The 17,841-nt window shown below is 62.8% G+C and carries 16 protein-coding genes and 1 tRNA gene; 2 read left to right on the forward strand and 15 right to left on the reverse strand.

What is annotated here, in order from left to right:
• Positions 1 to 194: 194 nt before the first annotated feature.
• Positions 195 to 281 (forward strand) — tRNA-Ser (locus BSY240_RS14845).
• Here BSY240_RS14845 and phnN read toward each other — a convergent pair.
• The 14 genes from phnN to phnG form a co-directional block, all read right to left on the reverse strand.
• A complete protein-coding gene (phnN, locus tag BSY240_RS14850) occupies positions 275 to 868 on the reverse strand; it encodes a phosphonate metabolism protein/1,5-bisphosphokinase (PRPP-forming) PhnN (protein ID WP_082347729.1) in 594 nt (197 codons plus the stop codon). The two genes, BSY240_RS14845 and phnN, sit on opposite strands and share 7 nt — an antisense overlap.
• On the reverse strand, positions 868 to 2,004 hold the full coding sequence (locus BSY240_RS14855; protein ID WP_069042809.1) for an alpha-D-ribose 1-methylphosphonate 5-triphosphate diphosphatase: 1,137 nt from the start codon (positions 2,002 to 2,004) through the stop codon (positions 868 to 870). Before BSY240_RS14855 ends, phnN begins: the two co-directional genes overlap by 1 nt.
• A gap of 4 nt (positions 2,005 to 2,008) precedes the next feature.
• On the reverse strand, positions 2,009 to 2,710 hold the full coding sequence (locus BSY240_RS14860) for a DUF1045 domain-containing protein (protein ID WP_069042810.1): 702 nt from the start codon (positions 2,708 to 2,710) through the stop codon (positions 2,009 to 2,011).
• A 52-nt stretch (positions 2,711 to 2,762) separates the two neighbouring features.
• A complete protein-coding gene (phnE, locus tag BSY240_RS14865) occupies positions 2,763 to 4,289 on the reverse strand; it encodes a phosphonate ABC transporter, permease protein PhnE (protein WP_069042811.1) in 1,527 nt (508 codons plus the stop codon).
• Positions 4,290 to 4,296: 7 nt separating this feature from the next.
• Entirely contained in the window at positions 4,297 to 5,259 is a 963-nt protein-coding gene (gene phnE / locus BSY240_RS14870; RefSeq protein WP_054150287.1) for a phosphonate ABC transporter, permease protein PhnE, read from the reverse strand.
• A gap of 82 nt (positions 5,260 to 5,341) precedes the next feature.
• Positions 5,342 to 6,247: a phosphonate ABC transporter substrate-binding protein gene (gene phnD / locus BSY240_RS14875; protein ID WP_054150288.1), complete on the reverse strand. Its 906-nt coding sequence runs from the start codon at positions 6,245 to 6,247 to the stop codon at positions 5,342 to 5,344.
• 78 nt (positions 6,248 to 6,325) lie between these two features.
• A complete protein-coding gene (phnC, locus tag BSY240_RS14880; protein ID WP_069042812.1) occupies positions 6,326 to 7,183 on the reverse strand; it encodes a phosphonate ABC transporter ATP-binding protein in 858 nt (285 codons plus the stop codon).
• Positions 7,184 to 7,304: 121 nt separating this feature from the next.
• Complete coding sequence (locus BSY240_RS14885; protein WP_069042813.1) at positions 7,305 to 7,919, reverse strand: DapH/DapD/GlmU-related protein; 615 nt, start codon at positions 7,917 to 7,919, stop codon at positions 7,305 to 7,307.
• Complete coding sequence (phnL, locus tag BSY240_RS14890; protein WP_069042814.1) at positions 7,916 to 8,623, reverse strand: phosphonate C-P lyase system protein PhnL; 708 nt, start codon at positions 8,621 to 8,623, stop codon at positions 7,916 to 7,918. The genes BSY240_RS14885 and phnL overlap by 4 nt, the downstream gene beginning before the upstream one ends.
• Positions 8,624 to 8,634: 11 nt before the next feature.
• Positions 8,635 to 9,411, reverse strand: coding sequence for a phosphonate C-P lyase system protein PhnK (phnK, locus tag BSY240_RS14895; protein ID WP_069042815.1), 777 nt, complete (start codon positions 9,409 to 9,411; stop codon positions 8,635 to 8,637).
• Positions 9,408 to 10,301, reverse strand: coding sequence for an alpha-D-ribose 1-methylphosphonate 5-phosphate C-P-lyase PhnJ (locus BSY240_RS14900; RefSeq protein WP_069042816.1), 894 nt, complete (start codon positions 10,299 to 10,301; stop codon positions 9,408 to 9,410). Before BSY240_RS14900 ends, phnK begins: the two co-directional genes overlap by 4 nt.
• Positions 10,298 to 11,404, reverse strand: coding sequence for a carbon-phosphorus lyase complex subunit PhnI (locus BSY240_RS14905; RefSeq protein WP_069042817.1), 1,107 nt, complete (start codon positions 11,402 to 11,404; stop codon positions 10,298 to 10,300). Before BSY240_RS14905 ends, BSY240_RS14900 begins: the two co-directional genes overlap by 4 nt.
• Positions 11,405 to 11,407: 3 nt before the next feature.
• Positions 11,408 to 12,016 carry a phosphonate C-P lyase system protein PhnH gene (gene phnH / locus BSY240_RS14910; protein WP_054150295.1) on the reverse strand — a complete coding sequence of 203 codons (609 nt, stop codon included), beginning with the start codon at positions 12,014 to 12,016 and terminating at the stop codon, positions 11,408 to 11,410.
• Positions 12,016 to 12,486, reverse strand: a complete 471-nt coding sequence (gene phnG, locus BSY240_RS14915; protein WP_069042818.1) for a phosphonate C-P lyase system protein PhnG — start codon at positions 12,484 to 12,486, stop codon at positions 12,016 to 12,018. Before phnG ends, phnH begins: the two co-directional genes overlap by 1 nt.
• Positions 12,487 to 12,588: 102 nt before the next feature.
• Here phnG and phnF point away from each other — a divergent pair, with 102 nt between their 5' ends.
• Entirely contained in the window at positions 12,589 to 13,308 is a 720-nt protein-coding gene (phnF, locus tag BSY240_RS14920; RefSeq protein ID WP_054150297.1) for a phosphonate metabolism transcriptional regulator PhnF, read from the forward strand.
• Positions 13,309 to 13,344: 36 nt separating this feature from the next.
• On the opposite strand, the gene BSY240_RS14925 is transcribed toward phnF, so the two are convergent.
• Positions 13,345 to 17,595 (reverse strand): hypothetical protein, encoded by a 4,251-nt coding sequence (locus BSY240_RS14925; protein ID WP_069042819.1) that lies wholly within the window; start codon positions 17,593 to 17,595, stop codon positions 13,345 to 13,347.
• Between the last annotated feature and the right edge of the window lie 246 nt (positions 17,596 to 17,841).

Genomic DNA, 17,841 nt, shown 5'->3' on the forward strand with positions numbered 1-17,841 from the left:
CCCGCCGGTTCACTTCGCAGATAGCGAAGAACGAAAGGCGCACGTCACGCACGCTTTTAGTCGAGCGTCGCATACGTGAGGCCCTGCGGGGTGTCAAGACAAAAGCCGGAAAAACCGTCACATTCGCTCTTGCATGGGGGGTGAGTTGCCGCTATGAGACAGCCCGCGCCATCGAGCGCCGACCAATGTGACCGGAGAGGTGGCTGAGTGGTCGAAAGCACCGCACTCGAAATGCGGCATACTCGCAAGGGTATCGTGGGTTCGAATCCCACCATCACTCACTGTGCAACAATCCCTCGATCAATTGCACAAGCTCGTTGCCAGCCAGTTCCAGATCACCACTGTTGTCGATGTTGATGACTTTCAGATCTGTGGGGAGGGGGGCAGTGGTTCGGGTGAGGCGTGCTTCGATTTCCGTGGTCGTCTCGCGCCCGCGGGCTGCGAGGCGCTTTGCGAGAACGTCGGCGCGTGCGGTCACGTTGACCACCACGAGATTGGGGAAGGCCGCGTGGACGCTTGCAAGGGCGGAGCGGGATCCGTTGACGATCAAGGTGCGTCCTTGAGCGAGGTCCGTACGGACATCGAGCGGAATGCCGTAGCCAAGGCCGTGGGCGTTCCAGCTCACGGCAAATGCTCCGGAGCTGACAAGCCGATCGAAAGTTTCGGGGCTGACAGCGTCATGGACTTCGCCGCCGGTGTCTTCGGGGCGCGTAATGGTCCGTCGCACAAAGCGGACGTCATCCCGGTCGGTGAAGTGTCGGCGGGCAATGTCCAGGAGGCTGTCCTTGCCCACCCCGCTCGGGCCGACGACGACGACGAGAGTTCCGGTGGCTTTCTCCAAAGATGCGTTTGCTACGGCATGCGTCATCATGCGACCCGCCGCCCTTCTCGCCACACGGCGCGGATCACCGGCACGCCTTCGTCACGGCGCACACGCACGAGATCTGCGCGAAGGCCCGTGGCGATCCGCCCCCGGTCGTCAAGGCTCACCGTCCGCGCCGGCGTCGCCGTCACCATGGCGATCGCCTGGGGCAGAGAGATGCCGTCTATCTCATCGGCCAGCACGAAGCTCGCATGCAGCAGGCTCAGCGGCACGTAATCGGACGAGAGGACGTCGAGCACACCGCGCTTGGCAAGATCACGGGCTGCGATGTTGCCGGAATGCGACTTGCCGCGGACGACGTTGGGGGCGCCCATCAGCACGCTCATGCCTGATTGGTGCGAGGCTTCCGCGGCTTCGATGCTGGTCGGGAATTCGGCGAGCTTGACGCCATGACCCTTGGCTTCCTCGACATGGGCGAGCGTCGCGTCGTCATGGCTTGCGACCGTGATTCCGCGCTCGGCGCAGGACCTCGCGAGAGTGTCGCGATGCAGGGCTGAGTAACGCTCGGAGAGCGAAAGCCGGCTTTCGACGAAGCGGGCGAATTGCTCGTCGGTCAGGCCGCGTTTGGTCTTGTAGTACAGCGTGTACTGTTCCATCGTCTGGAACTGACGCTGGCCCGGGGAATGGTCCATCAGCGAGACGAGACGCACATGCGGATCGTTCTCGAAGTCAGCGAAATGCTCGAGCACGTTGTCGGAGGCAACTTCGCAGCGCAGGTGGATCAGGTGCTCCGCCCGCAGCCGGTCGTCGCGTTCGGCCGCCTGTATGGCATCCGCCATGTCGCGCATCTCGCCCTTGTCGAAGCCGCCATCCTCGTCGGAGCCCATGCGCAGGCAATCGAAGACGGTGGTGATGCCCGAGGTGACGATCTGCGCATCATGGGCCTGAATGGCCGAGGTCATGTGCCAGCGCACGCCGGGGCGGGGTGAATAATGCGATTCCAGGTGATCGGTGTGAAGCTCGACCAGGCCGGGGATCAGGTAATCGCCGCCAAAGTCCTCGCCGCTGCGGCTCGAACCTTCGTCGATCGCGGCGATACGACCGTTACGGATCACCACGCTGCCGTCGACAATCCGGTCTTCGAGAACGATGCGGGCATTGGAAAAGATCTGTTCGGACATGGGATCAGCCGTTTTGTTGGGCGGCCTTTAAAGGCAGCCATGAATGGACAAGGAAGGGGGCGCCACGCTCAGGCTCAACAAAGAGCGCGAGGCCATCGATCCGGAGGGGGCGGCCGTTGAATTCGGCGAAGCGGAGGTTGAGCACATTGGCCATGGCAGGCGACTGGGCGTCGGATACAGGCCCGGTCAACGTCATGTGGAAACGGAACTCGTCAAAGACATAAGGATAGCCCCAGCGCATCAGGTTTTCGCGCTGGCGCGGAGGCAGGCCGTCCGGCTTGCGCCTTTCGATATCTGCCTGCGAGAGCGGCGCGCGGAAGGGCTCGAATGCCTCGACGACACTGGCAGCGAACGTCTGCAGAGGCGCATGCTGCCGTTCCGGAACCAGGGCGAAGAATGGCCCAAGCTGGCCGATGATAACGGAGGGGACTTCCAAGGACGCGGTTTTCGCGGCGAACGCGGCAAACTCGGCAAGCAAATCGGCTTCGCTCACGCCTTCGGCCAGGTGAAAGGGCGCCTTGAGCGTCGCGTGAAAGCCGTATCGCCGGGGATCGGCCGTCAGGGCATCCAGGTCTTCCGCCGGAAAATCCGTTTCGGCCGTTCTTGGATGCTCAATCCCGGTGAAGGCATCGCGTCCCAGCCAAGCCGCTGCCGTCTGGCTCAGCGGTGCGTCGGCGCAGGGTGCGAAGTATAGGGCGTAACGCAAGGGTATGTCTTTCGTGTGTAGTGGCGCGGAAACGGACCCCGCGCCCTAAGAATCAGTGGCGGCTCTTTCCCATCAGGCGTGAGCGCAGGCTATTGGAGATGGCATCGAAAATGAACACCACGATCAGGATCAGGAGCACCATGTAGGCGACATTTTCCCAGTCGGAATTGGTGCGCATGGCCTCCCAGAGTTTGAGGCCGATGCCACCTGCGCCGACCGCGCCGATGATGGTTGCCGATCGGGTGTTCGATTCCCAAAAATAGAGGGCCTGGGAGGCGAAAACCGGCATCACCTGCGGCAATACACCGAAGCGCTGGACGGCCGCTGCCGGTGCTCCGACCGACTTCACCCCTTCGCGCTGCTTGTCGTCGATGTTCTCCAGCGCCTCGGCATAAAGCTTGCCGAGCGTGCCGGTGTCGGTGACGAAGATTGCCGAGATGCCGGCAAGCGGCCCAGGGCCAAAGGCGCGGGTGAAGAACAGCGCCCAGATCAGCATGTCGACCGACCGGACGAAGTCGAAGAAGCGCTTGGTGATCTGGTTCACCGGTCGATTGCGGGTGATGTTGCGCGCCGCAATGAAGGACAGCGGGAAGGCGACCAGCATGGCGAGCAGCGTACCCATGAAGGCCATGACGATGGTCTGCAAGAGCTTGGTCCAGACGTCCAGATGCTGCCAGGAGGCATTGTAGAGGATGTTGTTCCAGGCGAGTGCCAGGTTGCTCATCTTCGGATCGATGCGTTCGCCGGATGTTATTGTCTGCCAGACTTCACCCGAAGAGAGACCGAAGAAGGGCGAGTTGGTATCAAAGATGAAATTCTCCCAGCCGAAGAACCGCTTGCGGACGCGGACGCGATCCGAGGAGACGTCGAGCCAGCCGGCCGAGCCGAAATAGGCGATCACGCGGCCGCCTTCGAGGCGCTGCTCCACCCAGTCGGGACGTGCGCCTTCGACCGTCACGGTGTCCCTGGCGGGATCGAGCAACAGGGTCACTGTTTCTTCGCCGCGAACAAGTGTGACGCGATCACCGGCAATGTCGATACGGGCCGTGCCGGAGAGTGCCACCTGTGCTTCGGTGATCACTTCCTCGGAGGTTGCTTGAGCTGCGGCGACATTGGTCTCGATGCTCGCGGCCCCAGTTGATGCCTGCGGCGTGGGAGACGTCATGAAACTGAAGGTCGAGCTCGGCGTGGCGGTCGCCGGGGCCGGCGCCGCGGCTGCAGGGGCCTGCGGCTCGGCCCGGGTGATCGTTTCGCGTTTCGTCTCGATCCAGTCCGGGTTCGGGTTTGGTCCGATGGGATCGAAGCGCGGATAATTGATCGTCAACGCTCCGTCGCGGTCGATTTCGAATTCCGGGCGTATCTCGTAAGAGACCCAGTCGGCAAGGTAGTTGCCGGCGATGCCCCAATTGGCCTCCGACATCGTTTTGCCAATGGCGAAGAACCACCAGCAAAAGAGGAAGTAAAAGGCCAGGATGCCGAGCGAAGCCGGAATGCGATAGCGTTGCCAGAGGCTGCGCTCCAGCACCTGCGGATAGCGTTCGGCCAGACGGTTCAGTTCGGCAGCGTTCATCATGGACATCGAAACCTCACGTGACCGACTGGAAAGACTGCTCGCCGACGAGCTTGCGGCGCAGCCATGCGGAGAACTGGTCGACGGCGATGACTGTCGACAAAAGGAGAAGGATGATTGCGAGGGTCTTTGCCTCGTGGCCCTGACCGATCGACAGGCGCAGGGCTTCGCCGATGCCGCCGCCGCCGACAGCGCCGATGATCGTGGAGGCGCGCACGTTGATTTCTATGCGCAGCAGGAAGTAGCTCATGAAGTTCGGCATGACCTGAGGCGTGATGGCAAACCAGACGCGCTCGAACCAGTTAGCGCCGACGGCACGCAGCCCTTCGTCAGGCCGCATGTCGGCATTCTCTATGACTTCGAAGAACATCTTGCCGAGTGCGCCGATGGTGTGGATCGTCACCGCGATGATCGCAGGGATGGGACCAAGCGAAAGGATGGCCAGGAAGAAGCCTGCGATGACCACTTCCGGAAAGGCGCGCAGGATCTCCATGAAACGACGAACCGGCCAGCGGATCCAGGCGCTCGGCATGGTGTTCTTGGCTGCAAGGAAGGCAAGTGCATAGCCGAAGATCATCGCGATCACAGTGGACAGGAGCGCGATATTCACCGTCTCCAGCATCTTGTGGAAGTATTCGGGGATGTAGAGGCTGTCGGTGATGTAGAACCGACCCTCCGGATAATTGTATTTCAAGCTGCCGTCGTCATAGGGGGAGGGCAGGTCGAACAGGGCCCGCCATATCTCCCAACCGTCGCGGGGGACGAGTTCGCCCACGAAGTCAAAAAGGTAGGGCAGGCGGTCGAAGAACTTGCCGGCATTGGTGTCGTTGGCGAACCAGAGCGAACCGGTCACGGCGAGGAGCAGGATCACGGCGCCAAGGCCGGTATAGATGCGCCGTTTCGCCGCCAGTTCCTGCCAATGGCGCTCGACGACCGCGCCGCGCTCGCTCAGGGTGGGCTGTGTCGCCGTCATGGCCATCACCGCAAATCCTTTGGAAAAGACTTCAAGGAAAGACCGCCGGCGGTGTCCCGGCCGGCGGTCCTATTGGTTTCGTCAGCGATCAGCCGCCGATGGTTGCCTTGCGGGCATCGATGATCGGCTTGTAGAAGTCGACGGTGACGTCGGTGTAGCCCTTGAAATCGCCGCCCTGGACAGCCGAGAAGCAGGCCGGGTCGGAGGTCGGCAGTTCCATCATGAACTGCTTGAACTTCATCTTCATGTCCTCGTTCATCGAGGTGCGAACGACGATCGGGCCGTTCGGGATCAGCGGGGACTTCCAGACTTCGACGAGGTCGTCCATGTTCAGGACGCCCTTGTCGACCATCTTGCGCAGGTTGCCAGAAGAGTAACCGTCCTTGAAATCGCCAACGCCCGAACCCCAGGTGGTGCCGACGTCGAAGGTGCCCTTGACGACTTCGAGAACAAGGTTCTCATGGCCGCCGCCGAAGCCGGTGGAGGCGACGACCTGATCAACCGGAGCGCCGAGGGCTTCCGGCAGGGTGACGAGGGGGACGAGATAGCCGGAGGTCGAGTCCGCATCGGCATAGCCGAGCTTCTTGCCCTTGATGTCTTCGATCTTGGTGATGCCCGAATCCTTGCGGGCAACCATGATCGAGTAGTAGCCGCTGGAACCGTCGGTCTGGACGGTGGTCAGGATCGGCTCGACGGCGTCTTCCTTGGCGAGGTAGACCTTGGCGAAGGCCGAGGCGCCGAGTTCGGCGTAATCGAGCGTGCCGCCGAGCAGGCCCTGAACGACGCCATCATAATCGGCGGCCGGGAAGAGCGAGACCTTCTCGACGCCGAGAGCGGCCGGGAGCTTTTCGGTCATGCACTGGAAATTGCGCAGACGGTCGGCTTCGTTTTCGCCGCCGAGAATACCGATGCGGAATTCCTTGAGGTCTTCGGCATGGACGCCGGAAGCCAGAGCAACGAGAGCCGCCGTGGCGAGCAGGGTCTTCTTCAACATGAGTGCATCTCCTGTTTCGTAGGATGAGGGAGTGTCTTTCGGTATTGCCCTTGTCGCAGGGCCAGCGATCTTCGTGGCTCAGGCCTCGGCTACGGCGAGAGGGCGCAGGCCAGCGGATGGGATCTTGCGTTGTTCGTTGTCCTGATGCGCAATGTTGATGCTCGTCGAGGTCATCGTTTCATCGATGCCGGCACCATGCTGGTCGGCGCCGTAGATTTCGTGCACTGCCTCGGCCGTGAGTTCTGCCGGCGTGCCGTCGAAGACGACGCGGCCCCGCGCCATGCCGATGATGCGCTCGCAGTAGTTGCGGGCCGTATCGAGCGTGTGCAGGTTGGTCATGACGGTGATGCCTTCGCGCTCGTTGATGTCGCGCAGCGCATCCATGACGATCTTGGCGTTCAACGGGTCGAGCGAGGCGATCGGCTCGTCGGCGAGGATCATCTTCGGTGACTGCATCAGGGCGCGGGCGATCGCCACGCGCTGCTGCTGGCCACCGGAAAGCGTTCCGGCTGCCTGCAGGGCTGTCTGCTCGATGCCGAGCCGCTCGAGGGCGGCGATTGCCATCAGGCGCTCTTCGCGGGTGAAGACGTTGAGGATCGAAAGGGTTGTCGACCGATGGTTCAGGCGGCCAAGCAGTACATTCGTCAGCACGTCGAGACGTGGCACGAGGTTGAACTGCTGGAAGATCATGGCGCAGTCGCGCTGCCAGTTGCGCAGGGCCGTGCCATGAAGATTGGAGATCTCGAGATCGTCAAAACGGATGCTGCCCGAGGTTGGGTCGACCAGGCGGTTGATCATGCGCAGCAGTGTCGACTTGCCGGCGCCCGAACGGCCGATCACACCAACCATCTGGCCGGCGGGGATCTCGAGGGTCACCGAGTCCACGGCCTTGGTTGTCCCGAACTGGCGGGTGAGATTGTCCAGCCTGAAGAGCATTATCTTTCCTTCGCCGTCATTGATTGCGGTGCTGGGATTGCAGTAACGCGGGTCCGTGAAGCCGGAATGTCAGATTTGTGTAGGATTTGTTAAACTGTGTAAGTCTCTGAAAAATTTGCGATTAGGCGTATTCTTCGAGGAAAGCTTCAGTGTCCATGTGACGAAAATCGTCGAGTGCGGCGAACAGCCGGTCGTGATCCCAGTCCCACCAGGCGAGCGCCTGCATGCGTTCGGCAACTGACTTTGGAAATCGTTCACGGATGAGCCTGGCCGGGACTCCACCGACGATTGTGTAGGGGGCTACATCGCGTGACACGACGGCGCCGGCGCCAATCACCGCACCGTCGCCAATGGTGACGCCTGGCAAGACGGTTGCCCCGTGACCGATCCAGACGTCATGGCCGATCACGACGCGGTTTTCGCGACGCCAGGCGAAGAAGTCGTGATCGTTCTCGGCGCCGTCGAAATAGTCTCCCGCGCGATAGGTGAAGTGGTGCAGCGTCGGGCGCCAGGTCGGATGGTTGGTGGCGTTGATGCGCACGGCAGCCGCGATGTTGGCGAACTTGCCGACCGTCGCACACCAGACGGCGCCGTCCTGCATGATGTAGGAGTAGTCGCCCATTTCGACTTCATCCAACCGGCAGCGATCGGCGACTTCCGTATAGCGGCCAAGCGTCGAATTCACGACGCGTGCGGTGTCGTGGACGAGGGGTTCGAGCCCGAGCTTCTTCGTCATGCGGCTGCCTTTCGCGGCGAAAACAGCATGACATCGAGGATCCGGTCGGCCACGGCTTCGCGGACTTCCTCATCGTGGAAGATGCCGAGCAGCGCGACGCCTGCCTCTTTCTTGGCGCGGATCATCGAGACGACCACGGCCCGGTTGGCCGCGTCGAGCGAGGCTGTCGGTTCATCGAGCAGCAGCACGGCATGGTCGGTGATGAAGCCGCGGGCGATGTTGACGCGTTGCTGTTCGCCACCGGAAAAGGTGGAGGGTGGCAGCTGCCAGAGATCGCGCGGCAAATTTAGCCGGCTTAGGAGTTCGCTCGCGCGTTCGCGCGCTTCGTCTACAGATATACCGCGTGCAACGAGCGGTTCAGCCACCACGTCGAGTGTCGAGACACGCGGGACGGTGCGCAGGAACTGGCTGACATAACCCAGCGTGCCACGGCGGACTTCAAGCACCGTGCGCGGGTCGGCGCTGGCAAGGTCGACGATGCGGCCGCAGTGATTGACCAGGATCTGGCCCTGGTCGACGGCGTAGTTGCCGTAGAGCATCTTGAGGATCGAGCTCTTGCCGATGCCAGAGGGGCCGCCGAGCACGACACATTCTCCGGATGCGACAGAGAAGGAGACGTTGGAGACGACCGGCAGGACGAGCCCGCCGCGCAGATGCATGGTGAAGCTTTTCGCGACTTCCGAAACGATGAGGGGCGTGGCCATTGATATCTCCGTCAGACCTGCAGGATCGAGGATACGAGCAGCTGAGTGTAGGGTTCGCGCGGGTCGTCGAGGACGCGGTCGGTCAGGCCGTGTTCGATGACATGGCCGTCCTTCATCACCATCATCCGGTGGGACAGCAGGCGGGCGACCGCGAGGTCATGGGTAACGACGACGGCCGAGAGGCCGAGGTCGTTGACGAGGCCGCGGACGAGATCGAGCAGGCGGGCCTGGACCGAGACATCGAGGCCGCCGGTCGGTTCGTCCATAAAGACGAGGCGAGGGCCGGTGACGAGATTGCGGGCGATCTGCAGGCGCTGGCGCATGCCGCCGGAGAAAGCGCGCGGCTGGTCGTCGATGCGATCGGTCGAGATCTCGACGCGCTCCAGCCATTCGCTCGCCGTCTGGCGGATGCGGCCATAGTGGCGATCGCCGACGGCCATCAGGCGTTCACCGACATTGGCGCCGGCAGAGACCGTCATGCGAAGACCATCGGCGGGGTTCTGGTGCACGAAGCCCCAGTCCGTGCGCATCAGGAAGCGGCGTTCGGCTTCACCCATGTGATAGAGCTCGCGGTACTGGCCGTCGCGCATGTGGTAATCGACGCTGCCGGTCGTCGGCATCAGCCGGGTCGAGAGGCAGCTCAAAAGCGTCGTCTTCCCCGAGCCGCTTTCGCCGACGATGGCGAGCACTTCGCCCGGCCAGAGATCAAAGGAGACGTTCGAGCAGCCGATCCGGCTGCCGTAGAACTTGGAGAGGTTGCGAACTTTCAGAAGCGGCTGGTCGCTCATTCGGCGGCCTCCTTATTCTTCGCGAGCATTTCGCCGACATGGCCCTCGGCCTGGCGCGTCTCGCAATGGTCGGTATCGGAGCAGACGAACATCCGGCCGCCCTTGTCGTCGAGTACAACCTCGTCGAGATAGACGTTGTGGGCGCCGCAGAGCGCGCAGGGCTTGTCGAATGTCTGGATCTCGAAGGGGTGATCCTCGAAGTCGAGGCTGACGACTTCAGTGAAGGGCGGGACCGCATAGATGCGTTTCTCGCGGCCGGCGCCGAAGAGCTGAAGCGCCTCCGACATGTGCATCTTGGGATTGTCGAACTTCGGCGTCGGCGACGGGTCCATGACGTAGCGGCCCTCGACCTTCACCGGATAGGCATAGGTCGTTGCGATGCGGCCGTGCCTGGCGATGTCTTCGTAGAGCTTCACATGCATTAGGCCGTATTCTTCCAGCGCATGCATCTTGCGGGTCTCGGTCTCGCGCGGTTCGAGGAAACGCAGCGGTTCCGGGATCGGCACCTGGTAGACCAGCACCTGGCCTTCCCTCAGCTTTTCTTCGGGAATGCGGTGACGAGTCTGGATGATCGTCGCTTCGCTGGTCTTGGTGGTGACGGCGACGTCTGCGACCTTCTGGAAGAAGGCGCGGATGGACACGGCATTTGTCGTGTCGTCAGCGCCCTGATCAATGACCTTCAGCGTGTCGTCGCGGCCAATGATCGAGGCTGTCACCTGCACGCCGCCGGTACCCCAGCCATAGGGCATCGGCATTTCGCGGCTGGCAAACGGCACCTGATAGCCGGGGATGGCGATCGCTTTCAGGATCGCGCGGCGGATCATGCGTTTGGTCTGTTCGTCCAGATAGGCGAAATTATAGGTCGCGAGTTCGGTTGCCGGCGCGCTCATTCTGCGGCCTCCTTCAGGTCGGTCAGATCTGTCTTGTTGGCGTCGTGCTTTGCCCGCATGCGGCGGACGAGATCCAGTTCGGCCTGGAAGTCGACGTAATGCGGCAGCTTCAGGTGTTCGACGAAGCCGGTCGCCTGGACGTTGTCGCAATGGGAAATCACGAATTCCTCGTCCTGGGCGGGGGCGACGACATCCTCGCCGAATTCGTCGGTTCGGAGCGCCCGATCCACCAGTGACATGGACATGGCCTTGCGTTCGCTCTGGCCGAAGACGAGGCCATAGCCGCGGGTGAATTGCGGTGGAGCCTTGGCCGAACCCTTGAACTGGTTGACCATCTGGCATTCGGTGACGCGGATCTCGCCGAGTGAAACCGCAAAGCCGAGTTCCGGCACGTCGAATTCGACTTCGACCAGCCCCATGCGGATTTCGCCGACGAAGGGATGGGTGCGGCCATAGCCGCGCTGGGTCGAATAGCCGAGTGCCAGAAGGAAGCCTTCGTCGCCGCGGGCAAGCGCCTGCAGACGCAGGTCGCGGGGCATCGGAAATTCCATCGGCTCGCGGGTGATGTCGCCGGCGATATGATCCTCGGGCATCTCGCCATCCGGCTCGATCAGGCCTTCGCCATCGAGGATGTCGGAGACCCGCATGACTGGATCGAGACCTTCCTCGCGCTGCTCGCCCATATCCACCGTCTCGTCATCGAGCAGCGAGGGATCGAGCAGGCGATGGGTATAGTCGAAGGTGGGGCCCAGCAGCTGTCCGCCGGGCAGATCCTTGTAGGTGGCGGAGACACGGCGCTCGACGCGCATCTCGGCCGTTTCGATCGGACGAGACGTGCCGAAGCGCGGCAGCGTTGTGCGGTAGGCGCGCAGGAGGAAGATCGCCTCGATCATGTCGCCGCGCGACTGCTTCAGGGCGAGGGCTGCGAGCGTGCAGTCGTAGAGCGAGGCCTCGGCCATGACCCGGTCGACGGCGAGACCGAGCTGGGCCACGATCTGATCGATCGTCACCGACGGCAGCGACCTGTCACCCCGGCGGCGGTCGGCGAGAAGCTTGTGGGCGTTGGCGATGGCTTTTTCGCCACCCTTGACGGCTACATACATGGCTCAGGCCTCCATCTCACGGATCTTGGTCGTGCGCGGCAGCGCGATGAAACGGCGACCCGCGGTCAGCACCATGTCGACACCGCGCGGGAACAGAGCACCATTGTCGGCCCATTGGCGCAGGAAGGTTTCGGGCAGACCTTTCGGAGCGATGACGGCGGTGTCGCGAATTCCAGGGCCTGACAGTTGCAGAGGCTTGCCGCCCTCGAGCGATGGGACCTCGACGACCAGCGTCGTCGAACGATCAGGGTATTCCTGGGTTCCCAGCGCAAATTGTGTCAGCGACGGGACAGGCGCGCCTGCTTCGACGAAGGCGAACTTGGCATCCGTCTTTGTGGACGTCAGGCTGGCGCCGGTGTGGAAGCCGATCCAGCCTGAAAGGGCGGACTTGGCGAGAACAGGCGTGACCCAGATCGGCGTGTCGTGGTCGCACAGAGTCAGCAGCAGGGCGCCAGCCGCGATACCGAGCGGGGCGGGTGGTGCAACTGCCACGTCGACCACACCGACGCTGCCGGGGCGGGCCATGGCGTCCATGATGCTGCGGAAGACCGTCTGGGCATGGGTAACGGCATCCGGGAAACCGCCGTCGAGGCTTTCAGTCACTTCGAGCATCAGTCTTCTCCGCGAACCATGGTGAAGAAATCGACCTTCGTGGCGGCCGTTTCGGTTTCGAGCTTTGCGGCTTCCGCCGCGACGCGTGCTTCGAGCGGTGCCAGGAGGCGTGTTTCAGCCAGGGCTCGGCCGGCTTCGTCCTGCGCCAGCGCGTCGAGCACGGCCGAAAGCTGTGCTGACTTGCGGTCAGTTCCCAGGCGGTAGCCATGACCGATCCGGCCGTCAGAGAGCCGAATGCTCGCGCGGCTGACGGTCGCTTCGCCGAGATTGAAGGGGGCACCGCCGCCGCCGATGCGGCCCTTGACCATCACGAGACCAGTTTCGGGTCCGCGCAGGGCGGTGTAGACCGGTGCCGGGTCGAAGGCGGTGAGGGCGTCTTGAAGTTCGGCGAGCGTGGCCCTGGCAAGCAGATCGACGATCCGCTTCCTGGCGGTCTGGGCGCCGCGATCGATGTCGGTGGCTTTTTCCATTGTCAGTCCTCGAAATGTCTAGTAATATAGACAACCATACAAGTTACTTTATGAGTAACGCGTGGTCGTGACAAGCTTGTGACAGGGGGCGGTGTTTCCGTGATGCAGAGACAGAAGGGCGTGGCCCTTTGGCGCCAGATTTCCGATCGGATCCGCGCCAATATCCTGACAGGTCTCTATGACAAGACGGGCATGGTGCCGGCGGAAACCGCGCTGGCGGAGGAATTCGGCGTCAACCGCCACACGGTGCGCGCGGCACTGGCGGCGCTTGCGCAGGAGGGCATCGTGCGCGCGGCCCAAGGGCGCGGCACGATGATTACCCAGCGCGACAAGTTCGACTTTCCGATCGGGAGGCGTACCCGCTTCAGCGAAGGCATTGGCGAGCAGGCGCGGGATCTCAAGGGGATCCTGCTGTCGTCCGCTCGCGAAATTGCCTCCGCCGATCTCGTCAAGCGCCTGAAACTCAATCCAGGCGACGAGGTCTTGCGGCTCGATGGCATCAGAAAGGCCGACGGTCGTGCCGTCTCACGGTCAACCATGTGGTTTCCGGCAGAGCGGTTTGCTGGCATCGACACGGCATTTGCTGAAACGGGTTCGATCACCCGGGCGCTCTCTCGCTGTGGTGTCGATGACTACGTCCGTGAGGTCACCGAGATCTCGGCCGTCCACGCAGAGCCTGATGACGTCGTTCATCTCGAGTTGACGCCGGGTGCGATCGTACTGGTGACCCGTGCGCTGAATACCGATCCGGCAGGCTGCCCGATTCAGTATGCGGTCACCCGTTTCCCGGCAGATCGCGTTCAGTTCACGATCCGAAACTGAGCTGAGGCCGACCGCTGGCCGACCTCAGCCAGGTCTTCAGGATCCAGCCGCCTGGTAAGCCGCGAGCACGGCGGCTATCTGGTCCGGGCTCAAGTAGTTGGACTGTGTCGTCGTGATCGCCTGAAGCTGCGCCGACGTCATGTTGGAAATCTGACTGACTGTCAGCCCGGGGATCGCCTGCTGACTGATGGCTGCCAGATCCTCGGTCGAGAAGGTCCGCAGGTTGTTCGCACCCATCGCCGTCAATTGTGCCGAACTGAGCCCCGCGACCTGTGCAGGCGTCAAGGCTTCCGCCTGGGCGGCCGTCAGGGCGCTGACCTGGGCCACGCTCAGACCACCAATCGCCTTGGGATCCATGGCCGAGATCTGGTCCGTCGTCAGCCAGCCTACCCTGTCCGTTCCCAGTGTTGCCAGTTGGACGGCGTTCATCGCCCCGATCTGTGCCGTCGTCATGGCACCGATCTGATCCTGGGTCATCGCTCGAAGCTGGTGATAGCTCAGCGCCGCCACCTGACCCGTTGTCAGGGACGCGATCTGCTCTGGCTGCAGGGTGGCAAACACTGTCGGCGAGAGCCCTCCTACCGCGCTCGGCGAGAGGGCCGCAATGTCGGCGGAGGTCAGCGTTTCGAGTGCCGTCGGACTGAATGCCGACAACTGGGTCGCATTCAAGGCACCGAACTGCGCCGAAGTCATCGCGTCGATCTGGCTGGCGGTCAGCGTTGCGATCTGCGCCGTGCTCAAGCCGGCGATGGCCTTGGTTGAAATGGCTGCGATCTGGGTGGCGGACAGACCGGAAATGGTTCCTGCCGAAAGCGAGGCGAGTTGGGTCGCCGTCAGGGCTCCGATCTGGGTCGGGGTCATGACGCCAAGCTGATCCGGACGCAGGGCGTTCAATTGGTCGAAGGTCAAGGCGCCGATCTGGGCGGCGGTAAGAACACCGATCTGCTCCTGGCTGAGGCCCGCGATGTTGGCTGCCGACAGGCCGGGAAACGCTGTGGGGGCAATCGCGGCGAGTTCGGCGTTGGAGAAGGTCGCCAGCTGTGCCGACGAAAGTGCTCCGATCTGCGTCGAGGTGAGCGCGGCAATCTGGGCCTGGCTCATGCTTTCGATCTGCGTGGTCGACATCGAGGCGATCTGTGTCGCCGTCAGGCCAGGGATCGCCTTGACCGTCAGTGCCGCGATCTTTTCGCTCGTCAGAGTGGCCAGGGCGTCGTTGGTCAATGCGGCGACCTGAGTGGCGCTCAATGCTGCGATCTGGGTGTTGGACAGGAGCGTGACCTGCTGGGGCGTCATCGCGCCGATCTGTGCCGGGGTCAGTCCCCCGATCTGTGCGGCCGTCAAGGCGCTGATCTGATCCGCTCCCAGACCGGCGATCTGCTGCGTGGTCAGCCCGGCAATGCCGGTTGCACTGATCGCGGCAAGTTTCGTGGCCGGCAGGTTGCTCAGCTGGGTCGGCGTCAGGGCGGCCACTTGTGTGGCCGTCAGGGCACCTATCTGTGCGGTGGTCAGGGCTTCGATCTGGATTGTCGACAGGGCCGCGATCTGGGTCGTCGAGAGCGCGGCAATCGCGGCCGTGCTGAGGCCTGCGATCTGATCCGGCGTCAGGGCGCCCAAGGCCGCCGTCGTCAACGCTGTCGCCTGCGTTGCGCCGAAGCCTGCCAGCTGTTTTGCACTCATGGCGTCAAGCTGGGTTGGCGTCAGGGCTGCGACCTGGTCCGTGCTCAGGGCGCCCAGTTGTGCCGGGGTCATGGCGGCAATCTGGTCAATGCTGAGGGCCGCGATGGTCTCTGCATCGAGGCTGCTCAACGCAGTCGTGTTGATGGCTGCGATTTCTGCCGGCAGGAAGGCGAGGATGTCTGCCTTGCGCATCGCGCCAAGCTGACTTGCCGTGAGGCCCGAGATTTGGGTCGCCGTCATGGCATCGATCTGATCGGCGGACATGGCCGCGATCTGTTCGTTGCTCAGAGACGCGATGCTGCGCGCGGAGAGGCTGGCAATCTGCTCGCGTGAAAGCGATGCGATGTTGCTCGGTGAAAGGGCCGCGATTTGCGCGGAGGTCACGGCCTGCAGCTGGGTGGAAGTCAATGATGCAAGCTGCGTGGGCGTGAAGGCGACCAGTTGCTCGCTTTTCATGGCGGAAATCTGAGCCGTGGTCAGCCTTGCGATCTGCTCGAGGCTCAAACCGTCGATCTTGTCCGCGGAAATAGATGAGATGGCGCTGGCGGAGATCGACGCAATTTCGGTCGGAAGGAAGGCTGCAAGCTGCTCCTTGGACAGGGCGCCGATCTGCGGCCCGCTCATCCGTGAAATCTGTGCCGCGGTGAGACCATCGATCTGGCTGTCGTTCAGCGCGGTGATCTGATCGGTCGTCAATCCGCTGATCGAGGTCGGTGAGACCGCAGCAAGCTGCGACGGTGACCAGACCTTCACAGCGTCGACCGACAGTGCCGACAGCTGCGCCGCCGTCAAGGCGGTGATCTGACTGTTGGTCATCGATTCGGTCTGGAACGCCGTCAGGCCGGAGACCTGGTCGGCCTTGAGGCCTCTGATCTGGGTGACAGTCAAGGCGGCGATCTGGGCCGGTGCGAGCGACGCCAGATTCTCCGATGTCAGACCGGTGATCGCCTTTGCGCTAATGGCTGCGATCTTCGCCGGGCTCATCGCCTCAATGGCCTCTTGCGGCAATGCTGCGATCTGAGTGGCATTCATCGCGCCGATCTGGCTGGTGCTCAATGCGTCCAGCTGATCCATCGACAGCCCGCCAATCTGCTCGGCCGTCAGACCGGCGATGGCGCGCGTGCTCAAGGCTGCGATCTGTTCGTCCGAAAAGCCCGTGATGACGTTCTCGGGCATCGCAGCGAGCTGTGGACCTGTCAGGCCGCGGATCTGCGTTGGCGTGAGGCCCGCGATCTGGTCTGCCGTGAAGGCTGCGACCTGCGTGGTCTTCAGCGCCGTGATCTGCGCGCTCGACATTGCCCCAATCTGACTAGGGGTCAGGGCGGAGATCTGCGAAGGCGTAAGGCCCGTGACGGCAGACGAACTCAACGCACCGATCTGGGCAGCCGAAAGACCAGCGACCTTGTCGCTCGACAGGCTTCCGATCTGGGTTGCGGTCATGGCCGCGATCTGAGAGGTGCTGAGCCCCTTGAGCTGATCGACACTCATCGCGCCGAGTTGCTCGGCATTCAGGCCAGCGACGGCCTTTGGTGTGAGTGCTGCGATCTGTGTTGCGGTAAAGCCCGCGACGGTCGCTGGCGGCATGGCTGCGATCTGTGTCGCGCTGAGCGCCCTGATCTGGGTTGCGGTGAGTGCAGCCAGCTGCTCTTCGCTGAAGGCTGACATCTGGGTGCGGGTGAGAGCGGCAATCTGAGCGCCGGTGAGGCTCGCCATCTGATCCGGCGACAAAGCCGCGATCTGGTCTACCGAAAGACCCGACATGGCGCGTGGATTGATCGCTGCAATCTGGCTTGTCGAAAAATTGGCCACCTGTTCGGTACTGAACGCGGGCAGTTGCTTCGAGGTCAGCGTTGCCATCTGCGCCGTGGTCAACGCACCGACCTTTTCATTGCCCAGACCTGCAATCTGCGTGGTCGAGAGGCCAGTGATCGCACGCGGCGAAATGGCCGCAACTTGCGTCGCGGAGAGCGCGCCAAGTTGGTCGGAGCTCAGCACTGCAACCTGGGTTGCACTCAGGGCTGCCATCTGCTGGGTCGAGAAGGCGCCGACTTGCGCGGGGGTGAGCGCTGCGATCTGGGTCGGCGTGAGCGTCGCGATCTGGTTCGGCTTCAAGGCCGCGATCTGGGTGGTGCTGAACCCGGCCAGTCTCTCGGCAGATTGCCCGCGCAAGGCAGCCGTGTTGATCGCCGCCATGTCTTCCGGCGAAAACGTCGCGAGGTCTTCCGCGCTGAAAGCGCTCAGTTGCGTTGCGGTCAATCTGGCGACCTGTGCGGGGGTCAAGGCTTCGGACTGCTCGGAAGACAACCCGCCGAGCTGGCTTGCCGACATCGCCGCAATCTGCGAGGCAACCAGACTTGAAACATCTTCGGTCGACAGGGCGGTGATCTGGTCCAGCGTCAGGCCGGTGATCGAACGGGGCGCGATTGCCTTCAACTGCGACGTCGACAGGCCTGCGACGGCTTCCGTCTGCAGCGCCGAGATCTGGGACGACGTCAGGGCGCCTACCTGCGTGCTCGACAGCTGGCTGATTTCGTCGTCTGACCAGGAGCTAACCGTCGAGTTGGGGAGCGCCCGGATCTGGGCTGGGCTGAGCAGGGAAATCGACGTCATCGCTATCGGCCTCTTGTTCTGAAACGAATGTGCTCAAATGTGTTCCACCGGTTGGCATGCAGCCGATCGAGGCAATGCGTCTCAACCTTTTCAACACCTTCCGGCACAAAGTCTTGTCTGGCGGGTCTGAGGACATCGCGCAGGACCACCTGCTTTTAAGCCGCAAGGCTTGCCTGAGCCTGTGCTTCCACACCTCCCGGTTGGTTGTCGCCGACAGGCGTCCGAGGCGCGAAGCCGAGGCCGGCA

The organism is Agrobacterium sp. RAC06, assembly GCF_001713475.1.
GTDB lineage: Bacteria > Pseudomonadota > Alphaproteobacteria > Rhizobiales > Rhizobiaceae > Allorhizobium.